The sequence below is a fragment of the Rhizobium sp. 10N427 genome (assembly GCF_056394605.1).
This window is the reverse complement of record NZ_JBFTID010000001.1, coordinates 892,443-918,789: the sequence shown is the minus strand read 5'-3', so window position 1 is coordinate 918,789 and position 26,347 is coordinate 892,443. Positions and strand designations below refer to the sequence as shown.

General features: G+C 61.8%; 24 protein-coding genes. 9 read left to right on the top strand and 15 right to left on the bottom strand.

Annotated elements, in window-relative coordinates:
• The first annotated feature begins 8 nt into the window (after window positions 1-8).
• On the top strand, window positions 9-1,199 hold the full coding sequence (gene fdhA, locus AC1DIJ_RS04045) for a formaldehyde dehydrogenase, glutathione-independent (protein WP_112386696.1): 1,191 nt from the start codon (window positions 9-11) through the stop codon (window positions 1,197-1,199).
• Between the two features lie 258 nt (window positions 1,200-1,457).
• On the top strand, window positions 1,458-2,690 hold the full coding sequence (locus tag AC1DIJ_RS04040) for an MFS transporter (protein ID WP_112386694.1): 1,233 nt from the start codon (window positions 1,458-1,460) through the stop codon (window positions 2,688-2,690).
• A 24-nt stretch (window positions 2,691-2,714) separates the two neighbouring features.
• On the opposite strand, the gene ligD is transcribed toward AC1DIJ_RS04040, so the two are convergent.
• The 10 genes from ligD to AC1DIJ_RS03990 all read right to left on the bottom strand — a co-directional run bounded on the left by ligD (window position 2,715) and on the right by AC1DIJ_RS03990 (window position 13,900).
• Window positions 2,715-5,222, bottom strand: coding sequence for a DNA ligase D (gene ligD, locus AC1DIJ_RS04035; protein ID WP_112386693.1), 2,508 nt, complete (start codon window positions 5,220-5,222; stop codon window positions 2,715-2,717).
• Between the two features lie 2 nt (window positions 5,223-5,224).
• Window positions 5,225-6,061 carry a non-homologous end joining protein Ku gene (gene ku / locus AC1DIJ_RS04030; protein ID WP_112386692.1) on the bottom strand — a complete coding sequence of 279 codons (837 nt, stop codon included), beginning with the start codon at window positions 6,059-6,061 and terminating at the stop codon, window positions 5,225-5,227.
• 23 nt (window positions 6,062-6,084) lie between these two features.
• Window positions 6,085-6,315, bottom strand: coding sequence for a DUF2188 domain-containing protein (locus tag AC1DIJ_RS04025; RefSeq protein ID WP_112386691.1), 231 nt, complete (start codon window positions 6,313-6,315; stop codon window positions 6,085-6,087).
• A 17-nt stretch (window positions 6,316-6,332) separates the two neighbouring features.
• Complete coding sequence (locus AC1DIJ_RS04020) at window positions 6,333-6,602, bottom strand: hypothetical protein (protein WP_112386690.1); 270 nt, start codon at window positions 6,600-6,602, stop codon at window positions 6,333-6,335.
• A 288-nt stretch (window positions 6,603-6,890) separates the two neighbouring features.
• Entirely contained in the window at window positions 6,891-7,922 is a 1,032-nt protein-coding gene (locus AC1DIJ_RS04015; protein WP_112386689.1) for a DNA topoisomerase IB, read from the bottom strand.
• Between the two features lie 18 nt (window positions 7,923-7,940).
• Complete coding sequence (gene glgX / locus AC1DIJ_RS04010) at window positions 7,941-10,094, bottom strand: glycogen debranching protein GlgX (protein ID WP_112386752.1); 2,154 nt, start codon at window positions 10,092-10,094, stop codon at window positions 7,941-7,943.
• A gap of 272 nt (window positions 10,095-10,366) precedes the next feature.
• Window positions 10,367-11,161: an SDR family NAD(P)-dependent oxidoreductase gene (locus tag AC1DIJ_RS04005; protein WP_112386688.1), complete on the bottom strand. Its 795-nt coding sequence runs from the start codon at window positions 11,159-11,161 to the stop codon at window positions 10,367-10,369.
• Window positions 11,162-11,275: 114 nt separating this feature from the next.
• Window positions 11,276-12,481, bottom strand: a complete 1,206-nt coding sequence (gene pcaF, locus AC1DIJ_RS04000) for a 3-oxoadipyl-CoA thiolase (protein WP_112386687.1) — start codon at window positions 12,479-12,481, stop codon at window positions 11,276-11,278.
• A 10-nt stretch (window positions 12,482-12,491) separates the two neighbouring features.
• Entirely contained in the window at window positions 12,492-13,196 is a 705-nt protein-coding gene (locus tag AC1DIJ_RS03995) for a CoA transferase subunit B (RefSeq protein WP_112386686.1), read from the bottom strand.
• Complete coding sequence (locus AC1DIJ_RS03990) at window positions 13,193-13,900, bottom strand: 3-oxoacid CoA-transferase subunit A (RefSeq protein WP_112386685.1); 708 nt, start codon at window positions 13,898-13,900, stop codon at window positions 13,193-13,195. Before AC1DIJ_RS03990 ends, AC1DIJ_RS03995 begins: the two co-directional genes overlap by 4 nt.
• A 207-nt stretch (window positions 13,901-14,107) precedes the next feature.
• On the opposite strand from AC1DIJ_RS03990, the gene AC1DIJ_RS03985 reads away from it, so the two are divergent.
• A complete protein-coding gene (locus tag AC1DIJ_RS03985; protein ID WP_112444353.1) occupies window positions 14,108-15,358 on the top strand; it encodes a sensor domain-containing diguanylate cyclase in 1,251 nt (416 codons plus the stop codon).
• Window positions 15,359-15,447: 89 nt separating this feature from the next.
• A complete protein-coding gene (locus AC1DIJ_RS03980; RefSeq protein WP_112386683.1) occupies window positions 15,448-16,203 on the top strand; it encodes an IclR family transcriptional regulator in 756 nt (251 codons plus the stop codon).
• Here the strand turns inward: AC1DIJ_RS03980 and AC1DIJ_RS03975 are convergent, their stop codons facing one another.
• Window positions 16,204-17,085, bottom strand: coding sequence for a helix-turn-helix domain-containing protein (locus tag AC1DIJ_RS03975; protein ID WP_112386682.1), 882 nt, complete (start codon window positions 17,083-17,085; stop codon window positions 16,204-16,206).
• A gap of 110 nt (window positions 17,086-17,195) precedes the next feature.
• On the opposite strand from AC1DIJ_RS03975, the gene pobA reads away from it, so the two are divergent.
• Together pobA and AC1DIJ_RS03965 are read left to right on the top strand one after the other, a co-directional pair.
• Entirely contained in the window at window positions 17,196-18,368 is a 1,173-nt protein-coding gene (pobA, locus tag AC1DIJ_RS03970) for a 4-hydroxybenzoate 3-monooxygenase (RefSeq protein ID WP_112386681.1), read from the top strand.
• A gap of 192 nt (window positions 18,369-18,560) precedes the next feature.
• Entirely contained in the window at window positions 18,561-20,084 is a 1,524-nt protein-coding gene (locus tag AC1DIJ_RS03965; RefSeq protein WP_112386751.1) for an adenylate/guanylate cyclase domain-containing protein, read from the top strand.
• On the opposite strand, the gene AC1DIJ_RS03960 is transcribed toward AC1DIJ_RS03965, so the two are convergent.
• Window positions 20,081-20,956, bottom strand: a complete 876-nt coding sequence (locus tag AC1DIJ_RS03960) for an NAD(P)-dependent oxidoreductase (protein ID WP_112386680.1) — start codon at window positions 20,954-20,956, stop codon at window positions 20,081-20,083. The two genes, AC1DIJ_RS03965 and AC1DIJ_RS03960, sit on opposite strands and share 4 nt — an antisense overlap.
• 225 nt (window positions 20,957-21,181) lie before the next feature.
• Here AC1DIJ_RS03960 and AC1DIJ_RS03955 point away from each other — a divergent pair, with 225 nt between their 5' ends.
• Window positions 21,182-21,628: a GNAT family N-acetyltransferase gene (locus AC1DIJ_RS03955; RefSeq protein WP_112386679.1), complete on the top strand. Its 447-nt coding sequence runs from the start codon at window positions 21,182-21,184 to the stop codon at window positions 21,626-21,628.
• Between the two features lie 136 nt (window positions 21,629-21,764).
• Here AC1DIJ_RS03955 and AC1DIJ_RS03950 read toward each other — a convergent pair whose 3' ends face one another.
• From AC1DIJ_RS03950 to AC1DIJ_RS03940, 3 genes are all read right to left on the bottom strand, one after another.
• Window positions 21,765-21,983 carry a hypothetical protein gene (locus AC1DIJ_RS03950; RefSeq protein WP_112386678.1) on the bottom strand — a complete coding sequence of 73 codons (219 nt, stop codon included), beginning with the start codon at window positions 21,981-21,983 and terminating at the stop codon, window positions 21,765-21,767.
• Window positions 21,984-22,011: 28 nt separating this feature from the next.
• Window positions 22,012-23,940, bottom strand: coding sequence for a hypothetical protein (locus AC1DIJ_RS03945; protein ID WP_112386677.1), 1,929 nt, complete (start codon window positions 23,938-23,940; stop codon window positions 22,012-22,014).
• A gap of 239 nt (window positions 23,941-24,179) precedes the next feature.
• On the bottom strand, window positions 24,180-24,962 hold the full coding sequence (locus tag AC1DIJ_RS03940) for an alpha/beta fold hydrolase (RefSeq protein WP_112386676.1): 783 nt from the start codon (window positions 24,960-24,962) through the stop codon (window positions 24,180-24,182).
• Between the two features lie 156 nt (window positions 24,963-25,118).
• Between AC1DIJ_RS03940 and AC1DIJ_RS03935 the strand changes: the two genes are divergently transcribed.
• Entirely contained in the window at window positions 25,119-25,700 is a 582-nt protein-coding gene (locus AC1DIJ_RS03935; RefSeq protein ID WP_112386675.1) for a sigma-70 family RNA polymerase sigma factor, read from the top strand.
• Window positions 25,697-26,344, top strand: a complete 648-nt coding sequence (locus AC1DIJ_RS03930) for an NrsF family protein (protein WP_112386674.1) — start codon at window positions 25,697-25,699, stop codon at window positions 26,342-26,344. Before AC1DIJ_RS03935 ends, AC1DIJ_RS03930 begins: the two co-directional genes overlap by 4 nt.
• The last annotated feature ends 3 nt before the right edge of the window (window positions 26,345-26,347 follow it).

Sequence of the window (26,347 nt, the reverse complement as noted above, 5' to 3'; positions counted from 1 at the left end):
AGACGAGAATGAGCAAGAATAGAGGCGTAGTCTATCTGCGGCCCGGCAAGGTCGAAGTCCGCGACATCGACGATCCGAAGCTGGAGGCCCCCGATGGCCGCCGCATCGAACATGGCGTCATCCTGAAAGTCATTTCCACCAACATCTGCGGCTCCGACCAGCACATGGTCCGCGGCCGCACGACAGCCATGCCCGGCCTGGTTCTCGGCCACGAAATCACCGGCGAAGTCATCGAGAAGGGCATCGATGTCGAGATGCTCGAAATCGGCGACATTGTCTCCGTTCCGTTCAATGTTGCCTGCGGCCGTTGCCGCTGCTGCAAGTCGCAGGACACCGGCGTCTGCCTGACGGTCAATCCGTCGCGCGCAGGCGGCGCCTATGGCTATGTAGACATGGGCGGCTGGATCGGCGGTCAGGCCCGCTACGTCACCATCCCCTATGCCGACTTCAACCTCCTGAAGATTCCGGATCGCGACAAGGCGATGGCCAAGATTCGCGACCTGACCATGCTGTCCGACATTCTGCCGACCGGCTTCCATGGCGCGGTCCGCGCCGGGGTGGGCGTCGGCTCGACGGTGTATGTCGCCGGTGCGGGTCCTGTCGGCCTTGCTGCCGCCGCCTCGGCCCGCATCCTCGGCGCTGCCGTTGTCATGATCGGCGACTTCAACAAGGATCGTCTGGCGCACGCCGCCAAGGTCGGTTTCGAACCGATCGACCTGTCGAAAAGCGACCGTCTCGGCGACATGATCGCCCAGGTCGTCGGCACCAACGAAGTCGATAGCGCCATCGATGCCGTCGGCTTCGAAGCCCGCGGCCATGCCGGTGGCGAACAGCCGGCAATCGTCCTGAACCAGATGATGGAGATTACCCGCGCCGCAGGCTCGATCGGTATTCCCGGTCTCTACGTCACCGAGGATCCGGGCGCCGTTGATGCCGCCGCCAAGCAGGGCAGCCTGTCGCTGCGCTTCGGTCTCGGCTGGGCGAAGGCGCAGTCCTTCCACACCGGCCAGACCCCTGTCATCAAGTACAATCGCCAGCTCATGCAGGCGATCCTGCACGACCGTCTGCCGATCGCCGACATCGTCAACGCCAAGGTCATCTCGCTCGAAGATGCCGCACAGGGCTACGAGAGCTTCGACCAGGGCGCGGCGACGAAATTCGTCCTCGATCCGCATGGCGTGGTGTCGAAGGCAGCCTGATTTCGGAAGGGGCGGCGCAAGCCGCCCTTTTCATATGTGCTCGCGATTGACCAGCCCAAGGTTTGCCGCTAGCTCTAGGCAATGATGATCGCAACGGTTCTCGTAGTGGTGATAGGGCGCATGGGCAGGATGGCGTAGCCATCCGGCGAAAGCACCCATGCGCGGTAAGCAGGCTCCCGGCGGGGCCTTTTTTATTGCCTGGATTCCGGGCAGCGGCCTGCCGGACATCCCTCTTCCCATCACCCGAGAGACCGACCGATGACCGGACAATCCGCATCCGAACCCGCGCCCGCAGGGCAACTTCAATCCGTGCCGCCGCGGCTGATCACCCTGATCCTGCTGACCGCCCTCTCCGTCCTACCCGTCAACCTGATCCTGCCGTCCCTGCCGGAGATTGCCGCCGATCTGCGCGCCGATCCGGCACTGGTGGCGCTCTCCGTCGCCGCTTATGCTGCGCTGACCGCCTTTGCCGAGATCATCGGCGGCGCCCTGTCCGATCGCTTTGGCCGCAGGCCGGTCGTGCTTTCCTCGCTGTCTGTCTTCATCCTGGCCTCAGCTGGTTGTGCGCTTGCGGATAACATTCATGTCTTCCTGCTCTTCCGTACCTTGCAGGCGGCCATTGCGGCCTGCTTCTCGATCGCGCTCGTCATCGTCAAGGAAAGCTGGGGCGGGCAGAAAGCGGCCAGCAAGTTCGGCTATCTCGCCATGGGCTGGGCGGTAGCACCAATGATCGGGCCGACGATCGGCGGATCGGTCAGCGAGCTTTTCGGCTGGCGGGCAAATTTCGTGATGTTCGCGGTGCTCGGGGCAATCATGCTGGCGCTCGCCGCCCGTGAGATCCGTGATGAGACCGGGAAGCGGAAAACTCACTCACATGGCTATCTCGCGGCATACCGGCTGCTGCTCGGCTCGCCGCGTTTCCTCGCCTATGCCGCCTGCATGGCCTGCTCGATGGGAACGCTTTACGTCTTCCTCGCCGGCGCGCCGCTGGTCATGAACCAAGCGCTCGGCGGATCAAGCGCCAGGCTTGGCCTCTACATGGGACTGGTGCCCGCGGGCTTCATCCTCGGCAGCTATCTCGCAGGACGGTATGCTGGCCGCATTCCAATCGCCGCCGTATTGGTTGCGGGACGCGCAGTCACGTGCACCGGATTGCTCGGCGGCCTGGCTCTTGCCGTCGGCGGATTGACCGCGCCTCCCGCCTTCTTCGCGGCCTGCATCTTCATCGGCATCGGCAACGGGCTGACCATGCCTGCCGCCAATTCGGGGATACTGGCCGTCCAGCCCGATCTCGCGGGCACGGCTGCGGGGCTAGCGGCGGCCGTCAGCGTTGGCGGCGGCGCCGTCATCGCCTCGATCGCCGGACTTCTCCTCAATGACGCTTCGAGCGGCCGGGATCTGCTCTACGTGATCCTCATCCCAGCGGCATTGGCTCTTGTCAGCGCCGGTCTTGCTTGCCTGCTCGACCGGCGGAAGCCGATCGCGGCATGATCAGACGAGAGCGATCCCGATGCGTCAGGACCGCTTCTTCTTTTCTAGAGGCCTCGCTGCATCGAAGAAATCGGCCCAGGGGTCGCTTGACAGCGCGTTGACCCTCGCCGGCGCGTTGTCGACGGTGAAATAAGCGGGGCCGATCTCGCCTGTCAGCTCGCTCCAATCGATGGGCATCGAGACCGGCGCACCTTTGCGGGCGCGGGCCGAATAGGGCGCGACGGCAGTATTGCCGCGCCCGTTGCGCAGATAGTCGATGAAGATCCTGCCCGTTCGTTCGGCCTTTGTCGCCTTGGCGATGTAGCGGGATGGGTCGGAGGCTTCCATCGTGTCGGCGATCCATTTGGCGAAGGCTTTCACTTCGGTCCAGCCCGCCTTCGGCGCCAGCGGCGCCACGACATGCAGCCCCTTGCCGCCCGAGGTCTTGACGAAGGCAGCCAGCCCCTCGCCTTCCATGAGCGCCTTGATCTCATGCGCCGCCGATATCACCGCGTCCCATGGCACATCATCGGCCGGATCGAGATCCATGGTCACCATATCGGGCTTTTCCCATTTGGCGGTCGTCGCGCCCCAGGGGTGGATCTCCAGGACGGCCGACTGCACCAGCGCGACGAGCCCGTCGAAATCCCTGATCCGCAGCAGCTTCTCGCCGCTGCGATCCTTGGGGTCGGCGATCTCTTCGATATATTCGTTCATTCCCTTCCAGGCGTGTTTCTGGAAGAAACGCTGCTTGCCGGCAATGCCATCGGGAAGGCGCAGCAGCGAGAGCGGCCGGTTGACGACGAACGGCTTCATCAGTTCCCAGACATGGGCGTAGTAATCGGCCAGCCCGGCCTTGGTAATGCCCTCGTCGGGCCAGTAGATGCGATCGGGATGCGTCAACGTCACGCTCGATACCGGCAGTTCTTTTGCAGCAGTTCCACCCATTTCGCGCCCCACATCCTTTGCCGCCTTGTCTTCGCGCAAACCGCGGAAAGCCGCATGGCGGAGATTACCATCGGCTGACCAGGCGCCAAACTCAACCTCGGCAACCATATCAGGCTTGACGAACACCAACCCGCGGCGCTCCTCGGCCGTCAGCTTGCCGTCGAAAGGACTGGCGGATTGCTCGATCTTGGAGAGCTGAGTGTAGAGATTGTGCGAGAGCTTCGCGGTATATCCGGTACCGACGCGCCCGACATGTTTCAGCTTGCCCTTGTCATAATAGCCCATGGCGAGCGAGCCGATGGCGCTCTTCATCGAGGTCGAGGGCACATAGCCGCCAATGACGAATTCCTGGCGCTTGACGCATTTCGATTTGATCCAGTCGCCGGTGCGGCCTGACACATATTTGCTGTCGCGGCCCTTAGAGATGACGCCTTCCAGGCTGAGCTGGCAGGCGTGGTCGAGAACCAGGCCGCCATTCTCGTCGAAATGATCGCTGTAGCGCAACTTGCTACTGCCCGCCGGCAGCAGCTTTTCCAGCAGCGCCTTGCGATCGATCAGCGCTGCATTCTGCAGATCATGGCCGTCGAGATAGATCAGGTCGAAGGCATAGAAGGAGAAGCGGTCGCTACGCCCCTCGCTCAGATCGTGCTGGAGTGCCGAGAAGTCCGATGCACCGTTCTCGCGTTCGACGACCAGTTCGCCGTCGATCAGCGCGGTCTCGACAGGCAGTTCGCCGAAGGCGGCAGCGATCTCTTCCCCGAATTTCTCCGTCCAGTCCAGGCCGGTGCGCGTCAGCATCGCCACCTTCCCGTCGCGGATGCGGATCTGCAGGCGGTAGCCGTCGAACTTGATCTCGTGGATCCAGCCGTCGGCGGCCGGAGGACGCGGCTTCAGCTTGGCAAGCACCGGCTCGACGAAATCGGGCATCGCCGCCTTGCGCACACCCTTCGGCCATTGGTGAGCCTGCGGCTTCGCCTTGGCCTTGGTTGCAAGCCTGGCTGCCGCCTTCCGGCCATTCGGCTTCGAATTCCAGGTATCATCTGGGTTCTTGGCGACCTGTTCGATCGTCCGGCCGCTCTTGGCCGATTCCGGACGCTTCTTGAGGATGTCCTCGCGGCCATGGCGGGCTTCGGCGTCCTCGCCCTTGATCAGCAGCCAGTTCTCGTGCTTTTCGCCCGGCTTGCCGTGCATGCGGACGAGATGCCAGCGGCCTTTCAGCTTGTCGCCGTCGAGCTCGAATTCGATATGGCCCTTTCGATAGGCTTTCTTCGCATCGTAAAGCGGCGTCCAGGTTCCCTGATCCCAGACGATGACGGTGCCGCCGCCATATTGCCCCTTCGGAATGACGCCTTCGAAATCGCCATAGGAGAGAGGATGATCCTCGACATGGACGGCCAGCCGCTTGTCATCGGGGTTCAGGCTGGGGCCGCGCGTCACCGCCCAGCTTTTCAGCACGCCGTCCATCTCCAGCCGGAAATCGTAGTGCAGCCGCGTCGCGTCGTGCTTCTGGATGACGAAGCTGTTGCCCTTGCTCTTGCCTTTTGCGCCGCGCGGTTCGGGAGTGGCCTTGAAGTCGCGCTTCTGCTGATAGGTTTCGAGCGCCATCGTCAGCTCGCCTTCTTGCGGCGGCTGGATGCGCTGGCGGCAGGCTTACCAGATCCGGATTTGCCGCCGATCTTGGCGCTTTGGCGCAGCGCCTCCATGAGATCGACGACCTTGCCCTCCGGCTTCGGCTTGCGCTTCGGCGGCTCCCGGCCCTCGATCTTGGCTTTCACGAGTTCGGTCAGTGCCGCCTCGTAGCGGTCCTCGTATTCGGCCGGATTGAAGCTGCCCTTCTTGGTGCCGATGATGTGGCCGGCAAGCTCCAGCATTTCCTTGTCAAATTTGATATCGGGAATGTCCTTGAAGACTGTCTCGGCGGAGCGGACTTCGTAGTCGAAATTGAGCATGGTGGCGATGACGTGATCGCCCTGCGCGCGGATCAATAGCGTCCGGTTGCGGCGGAACAATACGGCCTGGGCGAGCGCTGCGACCTTGTTGTCGCGCATGCTGCGCATGATCAGGCTAAGCGCTTCGGCATCGTGATCCTCGACTGGCGCCAGATAGTACGGACGATCGAAATAGAGCTTGTCGATCTCTTCCAGCGGGATGAAGCTCTGGACGCCCATCACCTTGTCGCTCTCCGGCATGACGCTGGCGATCTCGTCACCTTCGATGACGATGTATTCGCCATTGTCCATCCTGTAGCCCTTCACCTGGTCTTCGCGGTCCACGGGCTTTCCGGTTTCGCTATCGACAAACTGCCGCTCGACGCGATGGCCGGTCTTCCGGTTGATGATATTGAAGGACAGGCGGTCCGACGATGAAATGGCCGTGTAGAGACCGACGGCGCAGACAAGGTCGCCGATCTTCAGATGGCCTTTCCAGCTTGCCCGCGCCGCCATGTCACTCTCCTACGCTTGTCCCGTCAGAGCCTGCTTCCGCTCTTGTCCGTTTCCAGGGGTTGAAACTGCCAGCCGCCATCCGGCGAGGGATAGGCGAGCGTGGCATCGCCGGCCCCGATCTTCTGCCGCGACGCAGCACTTCGCGCCCGGTCTGCGGCTTCCTCGGCCGTGGCATAGGTCTCGGAAATGGTTTCGCCGAGCTTGTAGGCCCAGCCTTCGTCATGCGGCACGATCTGATATGTAATATCCACCATCTTCAGCTCCTCTTTCTTCAGTCGTAGTCGCGTGGCGCACCTTTGCGGCGCTCATCCAAAGCTATGATCTTTTCGACCGATGCGATCTCGTCGCTGGTCACCGGCCTGACGGGATCGGAGGCGATCGCTTCCAGCACCGCGTCCGACAATCCGCCATTGCGGATGACCCATTCGAGCGTCTCGCGCGTCTCCCGCTCGGCTTTCAGCTGCGCGTAGAGAGCGACGATCAACCGGTCGCGGGGATCGAACTTTCGGTCCTTGTCAGCCGCCTTGCGGACATTCGGCATGGGAGCGCCCTTTCAGAATGACTTCCGATCAAGCTTTTCAACGAGATGTAAGAGAATTTGTTCCGCGGCCACCGCTTTAAAGCCAAGTTTGCAGATCGCGCGTCGCATTTCAGGAACGATCTGGCGCTTGAGTGGTTCTACTTCTGCGACCGCACTGATTGGAGCGCGCATTTACTGCGACATCGGCGCGGCGAGTAGATCGAGGAAGGCCGTCTTTCAGAAGCGGCTGCTTGATAAGACCTCCTGTTATCTTGAGAAGCCCGCGCTCCCGAGCGCGGGCTTTTTTCATCATCTTGAAGAGGGCGTGATGCCCGCTTCGCGCATCAGGAAATCGAGCAGGCGGTTTTCCTCGGCGCGAAGACCGCGCAGCGGCTCCGCCGGCTCCGGCAGTTCTTCCGCCAACGCGCTGCCGCGGTCCGAAAGAGCGATGATGCGCGGGTGGATATAGCTGGAGCGCGAGATGGCCGGCGTGTTGTGCAATACTTCGGCCGAGGCCTCCGCCATCTCTTTCACAGTTGGGTGGCGGCCATCGAGGATTGCGCCGCGTGCCGCGCCGAACCCGGCAAGCGAGCCCGCCCAGGTACGAAAGGTCTTGGCGGAAATCGCGATGCCGGAAATTTCGGCCAGATAGGCGTTGAGCCTGCCGGACTCGACCGGCTTCAGCGATCCCGTCTCGTCCTTCCAGACAAAAAGCTGGCGGCCGGGGAGATCGGCGATTTCTTCCAGGATTTTCTGCAACCGCGGATGCTTGAGGCTGCGCTGCACGCGCTTGCCGCCCTTCGCCCGAAATTTGAGCTCGATTCTGCCGTCGTTCAGCTTGATGTGGCGCTTGAGTAGCGTCGTTGCGCCATAGGTGCCGTTTTCCCTGACATAGGCCTGATTACCGACGCGCAGATGTGCTTCATCGAGCAGCGTCGTCAGCGCCGCAAGGACGCCCCTGACATCGTCGGCGCCGGTGTCGAGATCTCTGAGAGCCTGCCGGCGAATCTTCGGCAGCGCCTGGCCGAATTCGATCAGCTGATGGAATTTCTCGACGCTGCGGAAGCTGTTCCAGTCCTTGTGATAACGGTACTGCTTGCGCCCGCGCGCGTCGTAGCCGGTTGCCTGCAGGTGGCCGTTTTCCTGCAGGCAGATCCAGACACCCTCATAGGCGGGCGGCAGACCGAGCGATGCGATGCGCTTCTTTTGATCCGGATCGGATACCAGCGAACCATCCGGCAGACGGTAGGAAAAGCCCTTGCCCTTCCGGCTGCGGCGGATACCCGGTTCGGTATCGTTCACATAGGTCAGTCCGAGCTCAGTTATCGCGTCCGCATTCATCGCTTTGTTCTGGGCCTGTCACTTCTTCTTGCGGCCGAAACTGAACCAGCGGCGGCGCTCGGCGGTATCGGCATCCTTGGGCGGCTCGGTGGCGCCTTTTGGCGCAAACACCGCGATACTTTCGCGATAGAGCGTGAACGGGTTCTCTGCGTGGATGACCTCGAAGGCATCGTCCGCCCCGGTCTCGACGAGGCGTTGCCATTCCCTGACACCGTTCACCTCCGGCAAATTGATCTCGCAATCGCCACCGGCATTGAAGAGCATGTAGAGACCCTGCATGTCCTCGTTCTCGGGTGCGCTGACGCTGCGCGACAGATAGACCCCAAGCACGCGCAGCTCGCCATCGTTCCAGGCGCCGTCATCCATGAAGCTGCCGTCGGCCTTGAACCACGCGATCTCGATCCGGCCATCCTCGCTGGTTTCGCCGGTCAGGAAGCGCTCCTGGCGCAGCTCGGGATGGGCTTTGCGGAAGCCAATCATCTTCTGGCAGAAGGCCAGGAACGGATCGTCGAGACCGCTCCAGTCGATCCAGCCGATCTCGTTGTCCTGGCAATAGGCGTTGTTGTTGCCATGCTGGCTGTTGCCGACCTCATCGCCGGCGACGATCATCGGCACGCCCTGAGACAGCATCAGCGTCGCCATCATGTTGCGGCGGCGCCGCGCGCGATTGTCGTTGATGCCCTGATCGTCGGTCGCGCCTTCGGCGCCCATATTGTCCGAATGATTGTCGGAATGGCCGTCATTGTTGTCCTCGCCATTCGCTTCGTTGTGCTTGTCGTTGAAGGACACCGTATCCATCAGCGTGAAGCCGTCATGGGCAGCCAGCAGGTTGACTGAAGACGTTGCGCCGCGGTCGGAATGATTGAACTGCACCGAGGAGCCGGTGATGCGCTGCGACAGGCTGGAAACCAGACCGCCGTCGCCCTTCCAGAAGCGCCGGACATCGTCGCGGAACTTGTCGTTCCACTCGCGGAAGGGATGCGGGAAACCGCCGACCTGGTATCCGCCCTCGCCGACATCCCACGGCTCGGCGATCAGCTTGACGCCCGCCAGCATCGGATCCTGACGGATGGCGCTGAAGAAAATGCCGGCACGGTCGAATTCGAGATCCTGGCGGCCTAGCGTGCTGGCGAGATCGAAGCGGAAGCCGTCGATATGCATGACGCCGACCCAATAGCGCAGGCTGTCGAGCACCATGCGCATCACCATCGGGTTGGCAATGTTCAGCGTGTTGCCGGTGCCCGTCGTATCGAACGTATGGCGCGCATCGTCTGGCGAGAGAATGTAGTAGCTCGCATTGTCGAGGCCGCGGAAGGAGAGTGTCGGGCCGCGCTCGCTGCCTTCAGCGGTGTGATTATAAACGACGTCCATGATCACTTCGATGCCGGCCGCATGGAACTTGCGGACCATCGTCTTGATCTCGGTGATCTTGTCGCTCGACATGTAGCGCGACTGCGGCGCGAAGAAGCCGAGCGTCTGGTAGCCCCAGTAATTGGTCAAGTTCTTTTCTTCGAGATACCGGTCGTTCGGGAAGAACTGGATCGGCAGAAGTTCGATGGCGGAAATGCCGAGCTTCGTCAGATGATCGATGATCGGATCGCTCGCCATGCCCAGGAACGTACCGCGCAGATGATCGGGCACCTTGGGATGGGTCATCGTCATGCCGCGCACATGCGCCTCATAGACGATGGTTTCCGTCCATGGCCTGCGGATCGCCTGGTCGCCATCCCAATCGAAATCCGGATCCTGGACGACACCCTTGACCATGAAGGGCGCACTATCGCGCTCGTCGAAGGACAGATCGTCCTTTCCGATCGCATATCCGTAGAGAGCATCATCCCATTTCAGATCGCCCTTCACCTGCTTGGCATAGGGGTCGAGCAGCAGCTTGTTGGGATTGAAACGGTGGCCGTTCTTCGGATCGTAAGGGCCGTGGGCGCGATAGCCATAGACCGTTCCCGGCCCGACGCCGGCGATATAGCCCGACCAGATGTCGCCCTCGCGCTTGGGCAGCGCCAGCCTCGCCTCTTCCTTCTTGCCGTCGGCCGAAAACAGGCAGAGTTCCATCTGTTCGGCATGGGCAGAGTAGACGGCGAAATGCGTCCCGGATCCGGTATATTCCGCACCAAGCTCCGGCTTGAGGAAATCGAGTTCCGAGAACGAATAGCTCATCTTTGTGTCGCCCATCCTTTATGTCGCTTCATTATACGGTTTTCGCTGCCGCGGCAGCTGACGAGGCGGATGGGCAATTCAGCCAGCAGACACAGCAAAGCACTGCGTCCGGCAGCGTTGCCCGGCACAGCGATTGGAGTGGCTTGGCTTGAACATGATCATCCGTCTCAGATAACAAGGAACGGCGATCGCCTTCCCCCGTCTCCGAAACGTCAAGGGAACCCGAAGGTTCCCTTGTGCAGTGCAAAATATCGGGGAGAGAAAATGCCGGATTACGGCATCAGTTGGCCGCCATTCACTTCGATGATCTGGCCGGTGATGTAGCCAGACAGGGTCGGCGAAGCGAGGAAGAGATAGGCGCCGACGCAATCTTCCGAAGTGCCGACAAAGCCCATCGGGATCGACTTGCGCTGCATCTCCATCTGCTCGTCATTGGTATAGCGCTCATGGAACGGCGTGGCGATAACGCCGGGCGCCACTGCATTGACGCGGATACGATCGCCGACAAACTCTTTGGCATGGCCGCGGGTAATCGTCGAGACGAAGCCCTTGGATGCCGCATAGAGGATCGCGCCGTTACCGCCGCCATTGCGGGCGGCGATCGAGGTGGTGTTGATGATGAATCCACCCTGCTTCTTCAGCCAGGGATGAGCGGCGCGCACGGCAGCGAGAACCGAGCGTGCATTGAGGTTCATGACGTTGTCGTAGTGCTCGTCGGTATATTCGGCGGTCGGCTTGCGGCCGAGCATGCCGCCGGCATTGTTGATCAGGCCGTCGAGATGGCCGAAGGTCTTTGCCGTTTCTTCGACGACGCGCTCGGTCTCGCCCTCTTTCGATACGTCACCATGCACGAGATGCACGGTGGCGCCGGTGGCGCGGATTTCCTCGGCGAGTTTTTCGGCCGGTTCGCGGCTGGCATTGTAATGAATGCCGACCTTCATCCCCTGTGCCGCGAAGGCGCGGGCAAGTGCGGCACCGATACCGGTCGAGGCGCCGGTGATGAGCACCGCCTTGCCGACCAGATCCGGCAACTTGATGGACGCGAGTGATTGAGCAAGATCAGCCATGGCTGCAAAGCCTCCCTAAAACCAATGAAGTGTGATTATGGCTGGGAGTCTTAGCAGCAGGCGTCGCTGATCGGCAATGCCGAACACGCGAATTTGTACGATGACCGGCTGTCCCTAGACCCGCTCCAGCGCTACGGCGATCCCCTGCCCGACGCCAATGCACATGGTCGAGAGCGAATAGCGGCCGCCGGTTTCGGCAAGTTCCAGCGCCGCCGTGCCGGTGATGCGGGCGCCCGACATGCCGAGCGGATGACCGAGCGCGATCGCCCCGCCGTTACGATTGACGCGGGCATCGTCATCGGCAATCCCGAGTTCGCGCAAAACTGCCAGACCCTGCGAGGCAAAAGCTTCGTTGAGTTCGATGACATCGAACTGCTCCTGTTTGAGGCCAAGCCGCGCCAAAAGCTTGCGCGAAGCCGGGACCGGGCCGATGCCCATGATCCGCGGCGGCACGCCGGCGGCGGCACCGCCGAGAATGCGGGCGATCGGCCTGAGGCCGTATTTCTTCGCCGCCGCTTCGGAGGCGACGATCAGCGCAGCCGCGCCGTCATTGACGCCGGAGGCATTGCCCGCGGTAACCGTCCCGCCTTCCTTCTTGAAGGGTGTGCCGAGCTTGGCGAGCGTTTCGATCGAGGTGGCACGCGGATGCTCGTCCCGGTCGACGACAACGGCATCGCCCTTGCGCTGTGGAATGGTGACGGCGCTGATTTCCTTGGCCAGCCGGCCGCTTTCCTGCGATGCCGCGGCCTTCGCCTGCGAGCGGACGGCAAAGGCGTCCTGATCCGCGCGGCTGACCTTGTAATCCTCGGCAACGTTCTCGCCGGTCTCCGGCATGGAATCGACACCATACTGCTTCTTCATCAACGGATTAACGAAGCGCCAGCCGATCGTCGTATCGTAGATCTCGGCATTGCGCGAGAAAGCCGTATCGGCTTTCGGCATGACGAACGGCGCCCGCGACATGCTTTCGACGCCACCCGCAATCATCAGCTCTGCCTCGCCGGAACGGATCGCCCGGGCTGCCGTGATGACTGCATCCATGCCCGATCCGCAGAGCCGGTTGATCGTCGTGCCGGATACGCCGAGCGGCAGGCCTGCCAGCAGCAGCGACATGCGCGCCACATTGCGGTTGTCCTCGCCCGCCTGGTTGGCGCAGCCGAAGACGACGTCATCGACGGCCTCCCAATCGACGGAAGCGTTGCGCTCCATCAGCGCCTTCAGCGGCACGGCACCGAGATCGTCAGCGCGGACGGAGGAGAGCGAGCCGCCGAAGCGGCCGATCGGGGTGCGGATGTAATCGCAGATGAAAGCGTCAGCCATCGGTCAGTCCTCAGAGTTCGGGCACGATGAGATCGGCGACCGGGCCTTCGACATGCAGCTTGGCGCCGGTCATTGCCTGCAGTTCCTCGACAGTCATGGCGGCAAGCTTTTCGCGCAGCACGAAGCGGCCCTTGACGATATCGATCACTGCATGGCTCGTGTAGATACGCGTGATGCAGCCGACTCCAGTCAACGGGAAGGTGCATGTTTCGACGAGTTTCGGCTCGCCGTTCTTGGTGACATGCTCGGTGATGACGCAGACCTGCTTGGCGCCATGCACCAGATCCATCGCGCCGCCGACGGCGGGCACGCCCTTCGAGCCGGCGCGCCAGTTGGCGAGATCGCCGTTTTCAGACACCTGATAGGCGCCGAGGATCGCGATATCGAGATGACCGCCACGCACCATGGCGAAGCTGTCGGCATGGTGGAAGAAGGCAGCGCCCGGCTTCAGCGTCACCGCCTTCTTGCCGGCATTGATCAGATCCCAGTCTTCCTCGCCCGCAGCCGGCGCCTCGCCAAAATTCAGGATGCCGTTTTCGGTATGGAAGATCGCCTCGCGGCCCTCGGGCTGATAGCGGGCCACCATCTCAGGAAAACCGATGCCGAGGTTGACATAGGCACCGTCGGTGATGTCCTGAGCGGCGCGCCAGGCGATCTGGGCGTTCGAAAGCTTGATGTCTTCGCGTGTGTCGATCTTGCTTGGTTCAGGGGTCATACGTAAGCCACTCCGGCTCGAATGAGCTCTTCTTCCTGTTGCGGATTGGCGATCTCGACGACGCCATCGACGAAGATGCCGGGTGTCACCACCTGTTCCGGATCGATGCCGCCGGCCGGCACCAATCTCGACACCTGGGCAACGGTCTTGGCCGCCGCCATGCACATCAGCGGGTTAAAGTTGCGGCCCGCCTTGTTGTAGGTCAGATTGCCATGCGTATCGCCGAGATGCGCCTTGACGATCGCAAAGTCGGCTTTCAGCCAGCGTTCCTGCACATATTTCCGGCCGTCGAACTCGGCAATCGGCTTACCCTCGGCAAGCTCGGTGGCATAGGTCGTCGGCGTATAGAATGCCGGGATCCCGGCGCCGCCGGCACGGATGCGCTCGGCAAGCGTGCCCTGCGGCACCAGCTCAAGCTCGATCTCGCCCGCCAGATACTTGTCGGTGAAGGCGCGCGGGTCGGACGAGCGCGGGAAGGAGCAGATCATCTTCCTGACCATCCCGGCATCGATCATCGCCGCAATACCGATCCGGCCATTGCCCGCGTTGTTGTTGATCACGGTCAGGTTCTTCGGCCCCTTGTCGATCAGCGCGTGAATGAGCTCGATCGGTGCGCCCGAACCGCCGAAACCGCCTATCATGACGACGGCGCCATCGCCGATTTCGGAAACGGCATCCGCCGCGCTCCGGATTGTCTTGTCCATGCCGGATATCTCCTCGCCTGGCATCGCGAGGCTCACCGGCCTCGATCTGACTGCTACGGATAAATCCGGGACCTTGGGTCAGGCAAGTTAATTGTGCGATATTTGATATTTGTTCGTATATCGCACCGATGATTATATGATGTGGTTTGGAAACATTACCCGTTATTTACAATTAGCCCGCATATTTGCTCGCAAAAGAGGTGGCAAATGGCGGTTGCTAGGGCATTTGGCAGATCATCGGTCGAGGCGGCGCAGCGCGAGCTGGAGCGCCTCAATGCGCTTGACGAGCTTGATATGCTCGATACGCCGAGAGACGAGGGCTTCGAACGGCTCGTCCGTCTCCTCAAGCAGGTCTTCTCCGTCGATATCGGCATCGTCTCGTTCATCGATGCGCACCGTCAATGGTACAAGGCCTGCTCAGGCCTGACCAACGACGAGATGCCGCGGGAAGACACCTTCTGCCGCTATGTCGTCGATGACGAACAGCCGATCGTCGTCCAGGATGCCACGCGCGATCCGCGCTTTGCGGCCAATCCTGCGGTCACAGGCGAGGCTCATATCCGCTTCTATGCCGGCGTTCCCTTGAAGACCCGCGACGGCCATACGGTCGGAACGGTCTGCGCCATCGACCGCAGACCGCGTTCTTTCGGCAGCAAGGACCTCGGCATCCTGGAAGAAATCGCCGGTATCGCGATGGATCGCGTCGAGCTGCTACGCTCTGCCGCGACCGACAGCTTGACGGGCGTCCTCAGCCGCCGGGCCTTCAATGAGGAAGCACGCCGCCTTCTCTCGCTTGCCACCCGGCATCAGCATGATGCGGCCTGCATCGTGCTCGATGTCGACCATTTCAAGAAGGTCAACGACACCTATGGCCATTCGGCTGGCGATGCGGTTTTGAAGGCGGTTGCCGCGACCTGCCGGGAACAAATTCGTGCCGGCGATATCCTCGGGCGGCTCGGCGGCGAAGAATTCGCGGTGCTGCTGCCGCATGCCGATCGGGACGCGGCTCTCGCCGTGGCCGAAAAGCTGCGCGGCGCGTTGGAGGCCAGTCCGGTTCCCGTTGCCGACAACGCGATCCGCGTTACGGCCAGCTTCGGAATAACTGGCATGTCGATCATCGCCAAGGACATCGATACGCTTCTGGCGCAGGCGGACGCCGCCATGTACCGGGCCAAGCAGGCGGGCCGGAATCGCTGCGCTTCCTCCGCCCCGGCCTCGTCATCAGAAGCCGGCGAGCGGCGCCGGGTGCTCAAAGCGGGCGTGATCATCTTCAATGACAGGCGCTCGACATTCGATTGCACGATCCGCTCTCTCGGACCTGATGGCGCCAGCCTTGCCGTCTCGAACGCAACGGGCATCCCGCCGGAATTCACCCTAGGCATTCCCGGCGATCGCTTCGAAACCGCCTGCCGGGTCGTCGCGCAAGATCGCCAGCATCTTGAAGTCCACTTCCGATAGCGGGCGCCCAGCTTTGCCGGAGAGCAATGCCGTGCTAGCAAACCGCTAGGCTCGATCGAGCCAGCAACAGAGATTCTGGACCGGATCGAATGCGCGAAACGGACTTCGTCAGCGGCTTTGCGAGAGGCCTGAAGGTCATCGAAGCCTTCGGAGAGATGCATCAGCGGCTATCGATTACCGATGCCGCGAAGCTGACCGGCCTCGACCGCGCAACGGTGCGGCGCTCGCTGCTGACGCTCTCCGAACTCGGCTATGCCGATTACGACGGCAAGTTCTTCACGTTGACGCCGAAGGTTTTGCGCCTCGGCCACGCCTATCTCTCGGCGACGCCGCTGCCCGCCATCCTGCAGCCGCATCTCGATCAGCTGTCGGATAAGGCCGGGCAGAGTGCCTCGGCCTCGGTGCTCGACGGCACCGAGATCCTCTATATCGCACGGGCCTCGCAGAAGCGGGTGATGTCGATCAACCTGACGCCGGGGAGCCGCCTGCCCGCCTATTGCGCCTCGATGGGCCGCGTGCTGCTGGCCGCCTTGCCCGAGCCCGAGGCGCGCGCCGTTCTCGCCCGCAGCGATCTCAAGGCCAGTACGCCGCGCACGATCACCGATCCCGAAAGGCTGATCGCCGAGTTCCAGCGCGTCCGCGCTCAGGGCTATGCGGTTATCGATCAGGAACTGGAGCTCGGCCTGTGCTCGATCGCCGTACCGGTGGAAAACGATCGCGGCCAGCTGATCTGCGCGCTGAACATCGGCGCCCCCGCCGCTCATGTTGCAGCGTCGGAGATGGCAGCGCGCTATCTGCCGCTGCTGAAGGAAACACAGGCCGCCCTTCGCCTGGTCCTGCGCTGATCACATGCCGAGCTTCGCCCGCTCGGCAATCCGCCAGGCCCGCGGCGTCTCGCCCGTCTGCTTCAGGAAAAAGCGGGAAAAATAGGCGGGATCGGCGAAGCCGAGCCGGTAACTGATTTCCTGGACACTGCCGAAGGTGAAGACCAGCTCGCGTTTGGCCTCATCGGTCAGGCGATGCGCAATCATCTCATGCGTGCCCTGCCCGGTCGCTGCCTTGACGATGCGGTTCAGATGCGTTGCGGAGACGCCGAGCTCACCGGCATAGAAGGCGGCCGGCCGGTGGGATCTCAGATGCTGCTGGATCAGGCCGTTCAGCAATTCCATCCGCCGCCCGTTTTCGTCGCCAGCCTGCCCGGCATCACTGCCGGAGAGCCGCATCGTCAGCTGCAGCGCGATCGTCACATAGGCTTCCAGCAGATCGGCGCGGCCACTGCCACGTCCCGCGAACTCGGCACCAAGGCGTGAGAGCGTCTGCCCGGCATAGACTGCGTCCGGATCGTCCCGGTGCAGGCTCGTCAGATGCGGGCGGGCAAGCCATTCGCCAAGCGGGCTGCGGCCACCCGGCAGCGCCTTCAGATGCGACGCAAGCACGGTGATGACGAAGCCGTCGATATCCTTCGAGAACCGGAAGCCATGGTTCAGCCCCGGCGGCACGGTGATCACCGTGTTGGGCGTGATCTCATGCCGCTCTGCGCCAAAGATCGCATCGCCGGATCCGGCGCTGATGTACAAGATCTGAAAGAAGCTCTCATGGCGATGCAGCTTGATCTCCCAATGATGCAAGCTGCTGCGCGATGGTATCGTCTCGCAATGCAGCCAGAAATCGGGATTTCTGCCGGTGTTCTCGCCATAGAGCTCATAGGTCGGGACGAATTTCGTCATGGCCGCATCCTCCTGCCACGTTCGATAAGTGCAATTTCTGGCGCGAAATGTCCATTGCTGCGGGCCACCGCGTTCCGCAAAATCCGGGCAAGAGGATGCAAGGAGGAACCATGCGCACCAAAGTCGCCATTATCGGCTCAGGCCCCGCCGGTCTGCTGCTCGGCCAGCTGCTGACTGATGCCGGGATCGACAACGTCCTCCTCGACCGCGCCGCCAAGGATTATATCCTCGGCCGGGTTCGCGCTGGCGTGCTCGAGGAGGGTACCGTCGGGCTGATGGACCGGGCGAAATCCGGCGCGCGCATGCATGCCGATGGCTTGCCGCATGACGGTTTTTCGCTCGCCTTCGATGGTAGGGATCACCGGATCAATCTCCATGGACTGACCGGCGGCAAGCGCGTCATGGTCTATGGCCAGACGGAGTTGACCCGTGATCTGATGGAACATCGCGAGGCGAGCGGCGCGCTGGCGATCTACGAAGCGGCCAATGTGACGCCTCACGATTTCGACGGTGCCGCGCCCTACGTTACCTATGACAAAGACGGCGTGACGCACCGCATCGACTGCGATTTCATCGCCGGCTGCGACGGCTTTCACGGCGCCAGCCGCAAGGCGGTGCCGGAGAAGGCGATCCGCACCTTCGAGAAGATCTATCCGTTCGGCTGGCTCGGCATCCTGGCCGATGTCGCGCCTGTCAGCCACGAGCTCGTCTATGCCAATCATCCGCGCGGCTTTGCGCTCTGTTCGATGCGATCGGAAAGCCGCAGCCGCTATTACATCCAGTGTCCGCTCGACGAGAAGATCGAGGATTGGAGCGACGAGCGTTTCTGGGACGAGCTGCGCCGCCGCCTGCCTGCCCATCACGCCGAGGCGATGCAGACGGCACCGTCCTTCGAGAAATCGATCGCGCCGCTGCGCTCCTTCGTCGCCGAGCCGATGCGCTTCGGGTGGCTGTTCCTTGCCGGTGACGCGGCCCATATCGTGCCGCCGACCGGAGCCAAGGGGCTGAATCTCGCCGCGAGCGACGTCCATTACCTGTTCTCCGGCATCGCCGAATATTACGCCGAGCATTCAAGCGCCGGGATCGATGTCTATTCGCAGCGCGCCCTGTCGCGCGTCTGGAAAGCCGTTCGCTTCTCCTGGTGGATGACGACGATGCTACACCGCTTCCCGGATACCGGCGATTTCGGCCAGAGGATCCAGGAAGCCGAACTCGATTATCTGACCCATTCGACCGCCGCCTCGACCGCGCTTGCCGAAAACTATGTCGGGTTGCCCTACTGACGACACGCCTTCCGCCATCCACGGAAGGCGGCCCACCGATGAATATGCTCGACAACTGAAATACGATGGCCGATCCTGTCGCCCTTGGGTTTTGATATCGATCAGCGGGTGGGGCAGATCGTGGCGACGCGGGAAAAGGAAATATCGACAGCGCGCAAGAACGCGCATCTGATCGGATTGGTGACGCTGATCATGCTCGCCGGCCTGCCGCTTGCGGCCTGGCTTGATGTCAGCACACTGTCGCGCGATGCCGTGCACCGGCAGGCGCAGGACATGAGCTCGCTGATCACGAGTATCCGCTCCTATTACTCGACCAACGTCGTCGGCCGGATTCTCGCAGCCCACGCGGCGGGCCAGGAAAACGGGACGGTCCTCTCCCACAACTACGCCAATATTCCCGGCGCCATTCCGATACCGGCGACGCTATCGCTGGAACTCGGCGACGTCATCAAGGAGCAGCAGGCGAATATCACCTACCGCTTCGTCTCCGATCTTCCCTTCAAAAACCGGGCATCGCACGATCTGGACAAATTCGAGAGCGATGCGCTCACCGCGCTTCGCACCAATCCGAAGCAGACGATGACGGAGAACAAGCGTTCGGGCTTCACCAATATCTTCCGTCTCGTCACGCCCGTGCTGATGGGGCCTGCCTGCGTCGCCTGCCACAACACCCATCCGGAGAGCCCGAAGACCGACTGGAAGGTAGGCGATGTCAGAGGCATTCAGGAAGTGATCATCCGTCAGCCCTTTGCGGCCAATGTCTTTGCCTTCAAATATCTGCTCGCCTATTTCATCTGCGTCGCGGTACTTGGCGCGTCCTTCATCGTCATGCAGCGCCGCCAGGCTTCGGTGCTGCACGCCTTCAACCGCGATCTCGAATCCACCAACGAGTTCCTGGCCAGCATCTCGCTGAAGATCTCGCGCTATCTCTCGCCGCAGATCTACAAGAGCATCTTCAGCGGCCAGCGCGACGTCGTCATCCAGACCGAGCGCAAGCGGCTGACGATCTTCTTTTCCGATATCAAGGATTTCACCGCAACCACCGAGCGGCTGCAGCCGGAAGCGCTGACGGAGATGCTGAACGAATATCTGACGGAGATGTCGAAGATCGCGCTGAAACACGGCGGCACCGTCGACAAGTTCATCGGCGACGCGATCCTGGTTTTCTTCGGCGACCCCGAAACCAAGGGGGCGGCAGAAGATGCAAAAGCCTGCCTGCGCATGGCCGTTGATATGCAGCAACGCCTCGGCGAACTGAAGGCGAAATGGCGACGCGACGGTACGGCCGAGCCCTTCATCGTGCGCATGGGCATCAACAGCGGCTATTGCAATGTCGGCAATTTCGGCAGCACCGATCGCATGGACTATACGATCATCGGCGCCGAGGCCAATCTGGCGGCGCGGCTGCAATCAATCGCCGAGGGCGGCAAGATCGTCATGAGCTATGAAACCTATGCGCTGGTGGAGGATATCGTCGAAGCCGTGCCGCTGGCGCCGATTACGATGAAGGGTATCCAGCGCGATATCGTGCCTTACGAGGTGCAGGGCCTACTCCTCGGTAACGACGGTCATTCAAGGGTGATGAGCGAGCATTTTGCCGGTCTGGATCTCCACCTCAACATGTCGCAGCTGGAGCCCGGCGAGAGGAGCAAGGTCAAGGCGGCGCTGATGGAAGCGCTGGCGGCCGTGGAAAAACCCACGGAGAAACCGGCCTAGCATTTCGCCGCGCGGGCGGCGATCGCCTTGATAACGGCAGCCATGTCGAGCCCTCCGAAACCCATCTCTTCGGTTTCGGCATAAAGCGCGCGGCAGACATCGAGCAGCGGTGAAGCGATACCCAGCCGCCGCGCGGCATCGACAACCAGCTGATTGTTCTTCAGCACGTCGGAGATCGCCGCCTGCGGCGAGAAATCGCCTTCTGCAAGCTTGGCGTTCTTGAGCCTCAAGATGCCGCTCGCCATCTGGCCGCCATCGGCAATCCGCTTGAAGAGATGCAGGTCGAGGCCGTGGCTGGCGGCAAAATTCGCGGCCTCGGCGAGACCTGTCACAGTCGAGATCAGGAAGATATTGACCGCCAGCTTCATCAGCAACGCGTTTGGAACCACGCCGCAGACGATCGCATCGCGGCAGAGCGGCTGGAGCAAGGGCTGCACAGTTTCGACTGTTTCAGGCGCTCCCGCCAGCATGGCCACAAGCTCGCCAGCCTCGGCCGGAACACGCGATCCTGAGACCGGCGCCTCGACATAGGCGCCTCCTGCTGAAAGCACGTCCGCTTCCAGTGTCTTTGAATAATCAGGCGCCGTGGTGCCCATGTGAACGAGGGTGCGCCCGGCAACGAGGCTGGCAAAGGCAGGGGTTCCGCGCTGCAGAACCGCATCGATTGCCACATCCGTCGCCAGCATCAGGATGATCACATCAGCGCCTGCGAAAAGGGCCGCGACGCTTGCCGCCACTTCGGCGCCTTCAGCTTCGAGAACGGCTGCCTTTTCCGCAGAGCGGTTCCAGACGATGACGTCGCGCCCCGATCGCACCAGATTGAGGGCCATGGGCGTCCCCATGATCCCGAGACCGATGAAGCCTATGCGCATGTGCCCTCCAATCGCCGATAGACGACAATGGCAGGCGGCGATGGCGTCGTCTTGAAGATTAGTGCTCCGTCAAATTGTCGCGGCACCGGGAAAAGACGTGTAGAACGGCACCATTCACAACTTTAGACCACAATTGAGCGGTAAAAAATACAGCAACCAGTTGTTTAGGACCGGCGCTCATAATATTCATCAGCATCGCCCTTGGTGCTTCGTTAGACAGTGGCCATGACAGTCGTTTTCAAGCGGATCAATAAAAACCAGGCGCTTCAGGGCGCCGCCATCATCGTCGAAGCCTATAGTGCCGCGCCATGGCACGAACACTGGACGATCAAGCGGGCAAACGCCCGGATGGTGGAACTGTCGACGACGCCGGGTTGGCTCGGGGTCGGTGCGCTTGATGGCGAGGATCTCCACGGTTTTGCGATCGGCTACCCGCACACAGCGGCAACCGGCTGCATGCTCTATATTCCGGAGATCGCCGTCATGCCTGCCCACCAGGGCAAGGGCATCGGCACCGCGCTGCTGAAGCTGCTGGAGGAAGAAGCGCTGGCGGCCGGATTTTCGAGCACATGGCTGCTGTCGCAAAATGAGGGGGTCGCGGCGGATTACTACCGGTCGGCCAACTACCGGCAATCTCCCAATCACCGTATCTATTCAAAGCCGCTCAAGTAGCGGTTTTTTTGGCATCGCCCGGCGCGTCCCATGCGGGCCGGTGGAATAGCGCTCCAAAGCGCACGACCACCCTGTGTGAGCAGCGCCGCTCGCTGCTCACATCGGCGATTGTGATGCTGGTTGTCTTAAGGCGTGACTAGCCGTCGTAGTGGCCGGCTGCGACAGTATCCGCCGACTTGACGGCAACGGCCAGATTGACGCCCTTGGTGATGACGCTGCCCTTGGCGGCGAGAGCCGCAGCCTCGGCAAGTGCGCCAGCCTTCGGCACGCTCAGCGGCGTGACCGTGCCACGGCCGAGATCCGCCACCCAGAGCCCCTTTTCACCCTCAACACTGATTACAACAACTTTGGTCATGCTCTTATTCCCTCTTCCAGAGTTGACGTTAAAAGCCTGCCTTCTTCAGTCCTTCGCGATAAAGGTCCTTGTGCCACTGTTCCTTGCTCGGAACGGCGGACAACCATTTATCGACATCGAAGTTCGGATTGGCCTCGCGGACGCGGCGCACCAGAACGCGCGCCTTGTCCTTGTTGCCAAGCATCGCCCAGCTGGCGGCAGCAAGTCTGTCTGCCAGGCTGGGATCGCTCATCTGGCTGATATAGTCGATCGACGCGGAAAACTCGCCGAGCGCATAGTTGGCGCCGGCCGCAGTCCAGAGATAGGGATCGGGGCTCAGCGGATTGAGCTCGATCGCGCGCTCGATCTTCTGCAGCGCCATGCCGGGGCGCGAGCAATGCACCAGCGTATCGGCATGATCGGCAATGACGTCGGCATAGTGCGGCGACAGGGTTTCGGCGATTTCCATCGCCTCTGCGCTGTCGTCGAAAGCGCCCTGCAGCAACTTGGCGACACCGAATTCGCGGTAGCCGTCGGCCAGATCGTTGCGCGCTTCGATGGATTTGGTCGCAAATTCCTCTGCCGACTTCAGAAGTTCCATATCGCCGCGGGCTGTCAGCAGCCATTCCTTCGAATAGGTTCTGGCGGTCGAGCTCAGCGCCGGTGCGAAATCGGGCGTCGCCTTCAGTGCCGAGCGCATCTCCTTGCGCGCACGGCGCAGGTTGGGCAGCGTCAGGCGCCCGAGGTATTGCTTGCCAACCAGATATTGATGATAGGCGGCCGGATTGAGCTCAAGGTACGAGCGCGTCGCCTCATGCCGCTCGATCTCGCTGGAAACAGACAGCGCCACGCGCCGTGAGATCACCCGCCTGTCGCGCAAGAGATCGGCCTGATTGAGGCTGAAGCGTTCGGCCCAGACGATCTGGTTGTCGTCGAAGAAGATCAGCTGCGCGAAGAGCTTGACCTCGTCGAAACCGGTGATCTGGGTTTCCAGCACATAATTGACGGCGTGCCGTTCGAAAAATGCGGTCTGGTCCTCGCTCTGATGGCCGATCTGTACGGCCGAATGCGGCGCGATGACCTGCAGACTGTTGAAGGCGCAGAAACCAATGGTGATATCCTCGATCAGCGAGGCGGCAATCATCACCGATTGCGGATTGCTGGAGAGATTGCGCGGCGCGAGCAGCACCAGGCGGGGAATGGCCGGGCGCCCTGCCCTTTCCAGTGACAGACCCTCGATCCCATCCCCTGCTGCGGTACCTACCGGTCTTGCTTCCAGCTTGCTGCTGCCATTGCCAACGGTGGGCGACACGGCATCGAGGCCGCGCGCGATCGAATTTCTCCGCTTCTCGATATAGTCGCGGATATATTCGACCTCTTCCTGCGCATCGAAAATATCGAGCAGCAGGCGCAGCATGTCCGGGTCTTTCGGCTCGTCGCGAAACACCAGAAGCCCGGCTTTCCTCAGAACCTCCCATTCCTCGGTCGTTTCGACGGGAAAAGAAACCGCTTTCAGCGTATCCTGAAGCACGCCGGAATGGCGGTAGTTCTGATCCTTCAGCCAGCCATCGAAAACGTGGCTCTGGCAATTGACCTGCCCCAGGAAAGGCTGGCCCATTGCTTTCGTTAGCTTCGCCAGCCGGGCCATCGGCTCGCCTGTTGCCTGCAGCGCAACGAAGTCGGCGCTCAGCGACGATGGATCGAGGGAGACGGAGCTTTCGGTGAATGTCAGGAATTCGGTGCCGAGCTGCTCCTGGCGGGCCTTGATGCGCGAGATGGTCTTGCGCAGGTTGGACAGCGAGATCGCCTTATCCTCATTGCCCCACAGAAAATCGGCAGCCATCGTGCGGTGCGCCGCATGCTTTTCGAGCGTCAGCAGATAGGCGACGAGCAGCAGGCCTTTCTCGGGGAAAGCAATATCGTTGCCTTCCGCGTCGGCAAGCCGCAGACGTCCAAACGTTTCTACGAGAAAAGCCATTTCAACCTTTGAGTTGCGCCGCCCTGATTCGCATCCTTCGTGCGAGATATTAATGCAACCAAAAATACGAATAATGCTCGGCAAAGCAAGCTTTTGCCGAGTGCCCTGGAAATATGAGTTTGGCTTAATGTGCGGGCAAATTCAACTGTTGTGCACCGCACGCGCCACCGCAGCTCAGCCGGGAGTTGGTGAGCCGGCTATTCGGGGCCGGACGCGGGCTGCGTCCGGCCCCGCTGTCTTCATTTTTTAACCGGATATCCGGCGGCCGCGAGGATCAGATTGGCGATCTCGCGCGGATGAGAAATCAGCGATACGTGGCTGGAATTGAGCTCGACCCTGGTGGCGTTCATGCGCTTGGCAAGGAAGCGCTCGAGATCCGGATTGGTCGTCCGGTCGTTCTTCGAAACGGCGTACCAGCTCGGCTTTGTCTTCCACGCAGCCTGCGTCGTCTTGGTCGAAAACAGCGTATCGGAGATCGGGCCCTGGACGGCGTAGAGCGCGAGCGCGTCCTTCTTGCTCAAATCACCCGCGAAATCATGGACGAAAGCATCCTCGCTCAGCTGCGCGAAGCCGCCGCTATGCACCAGGCCCTTGCTTGCGGGAGGAGCCGGGAACTTTGCGGCAAGCGCCGGATAGTCTTCACCGGCATCAGGTGCACGGGCGGCGACGTAGACCAAGGCCGAGACCTTGGGATCGACGCCCGTCTCGCTGATCACCATGCCGGCATAGGAATGGCCGACGAGCACGGTCGGGCCGTCCTGAAGGGCAAGAGCACGCTTGGTGGCGGCAACGTCGTCGGCAAATGAGGTGAGCGGGTTCTGCACCGCGGTCACATGCAGCCCGGCCTTCTGCAGCAGCGGGATGACTTTCGACCAGCTGGAGCCGTCGGCATAGGCGCCGTGGACGAGCACGACGTTGCGCGCCTTGACCGGCGCCTCACCGGCTGCCGAGGAGGCACCGGCAAAAGAGACCGCAGCAATAAATGTTGCCGCAGCAAAAGCGGCCTTCTGGAAAATGTTCATGATCTGACGTCCGTATCGTTTCGTGATGAAGCACGTCGCTTCAAAAGCCCTATTCGACCGGCATTTCAGGTCCGCAACACTATCACGCTTTTGTGACGGCCTCAATTTTTTCACCAGTCCATGTAACGAAACGCTGACAACAGCGAAAAGACGATCATGACCCCTCGCGAAGACAATTGGGCGGATGCCATGCGCGCTGCTCGCCGCGGCGATGCCGGAGCCTACGAAGCGCTGCTCGAAGATATCGGGCGAACGCTGCGCGTGCTCGTCGGCCGCAAGCTGACAAGGCTCGGCATGGGGACCGACCAGACAGAAGATATCGTTCAGGAAGCCCTGCTCGGCCTGCACATGATGCGCGACCGCTGGGACGATAGCCGGCCCTTCCTACCCTGGCTGCACGCAATCGTCCGCTACAAGATCGGCGACGCCATGCGCAAGGGCAGCCGCGAGGCGCGCCACCGCTGCGACGTGACGCTCGACGAGCTTTCGGATGTCATCGCCGCACCCGATCAGGGCGACCGCCACATGCCTGATATGGACCGGGCGCTTGCGAGCCTTTCTTCCGGCCAGCGCGACGTCGTCTCATCATTGGCGATCGAGGGGCAGTCGGTTCGCGAGACGGCTGCGAGATTGAAGACCAGCGAGGGCGCGGTCCGCGTCACCCTGCATCGCGCGCTTCAGCGCCTGACGGCCTTTGCCGATCCGGGGCCTGGCTACGCAAGAAAAGGCAAATCATGAAATCCGCCCAAGACACATCCGCCTTGATCCGCAGCCTGGCGCGCGAAGCCGCCGAGGAGGAACCGTCGCAGGGCCTGCGCTTCGATCGTCTGCTGATGCTGGCGGGCGGTTTCTCACTGCTGCTGTCGATCGCGCTGGCGCTCGGCCTGTTCGGCATCCGCCCCAATCTGCCTGCCGTTCTGATTGGCGCGCCGTTTCTCTTCAAGTTCGCGACGATGCTGCTTCTGGCCGCTGGCGGCTTGGCGCTGGTTCGCCGGGCGGGCGAGCCTGACAGCGGCGGCGCTGCCTGGATGATGCTCATTCCAGGCTTCCTGGTGCTCGCCATGGGGCTGGCACTCGATGGTTCCAGCTTTCCGCTTTTGGGCCGGCATGGCGGTGCGGTGCCAAGCTGCGTCGGCGCTATCGTGCTTCTATCGCTTCCGGCGCTTGCTGCCGCTCTCGGCGTGCTGAAGCGCGGCGTGCCGACGCAGCCCCTGCGCGCCGGTTTGTCGGCAGGATTCCTTGCCGGAACGATCGGCGGGGCGGCCTATGCCTTCGTCTGCAAGAACGACGGCGCACTCTTCGTTGCCGTCTGGTACGGATTGGCGATTGTCATCGTCGCAACGCTTGGAGCACTGATCGGCCGCAAAGCGCTCGCCTGGTAAAAG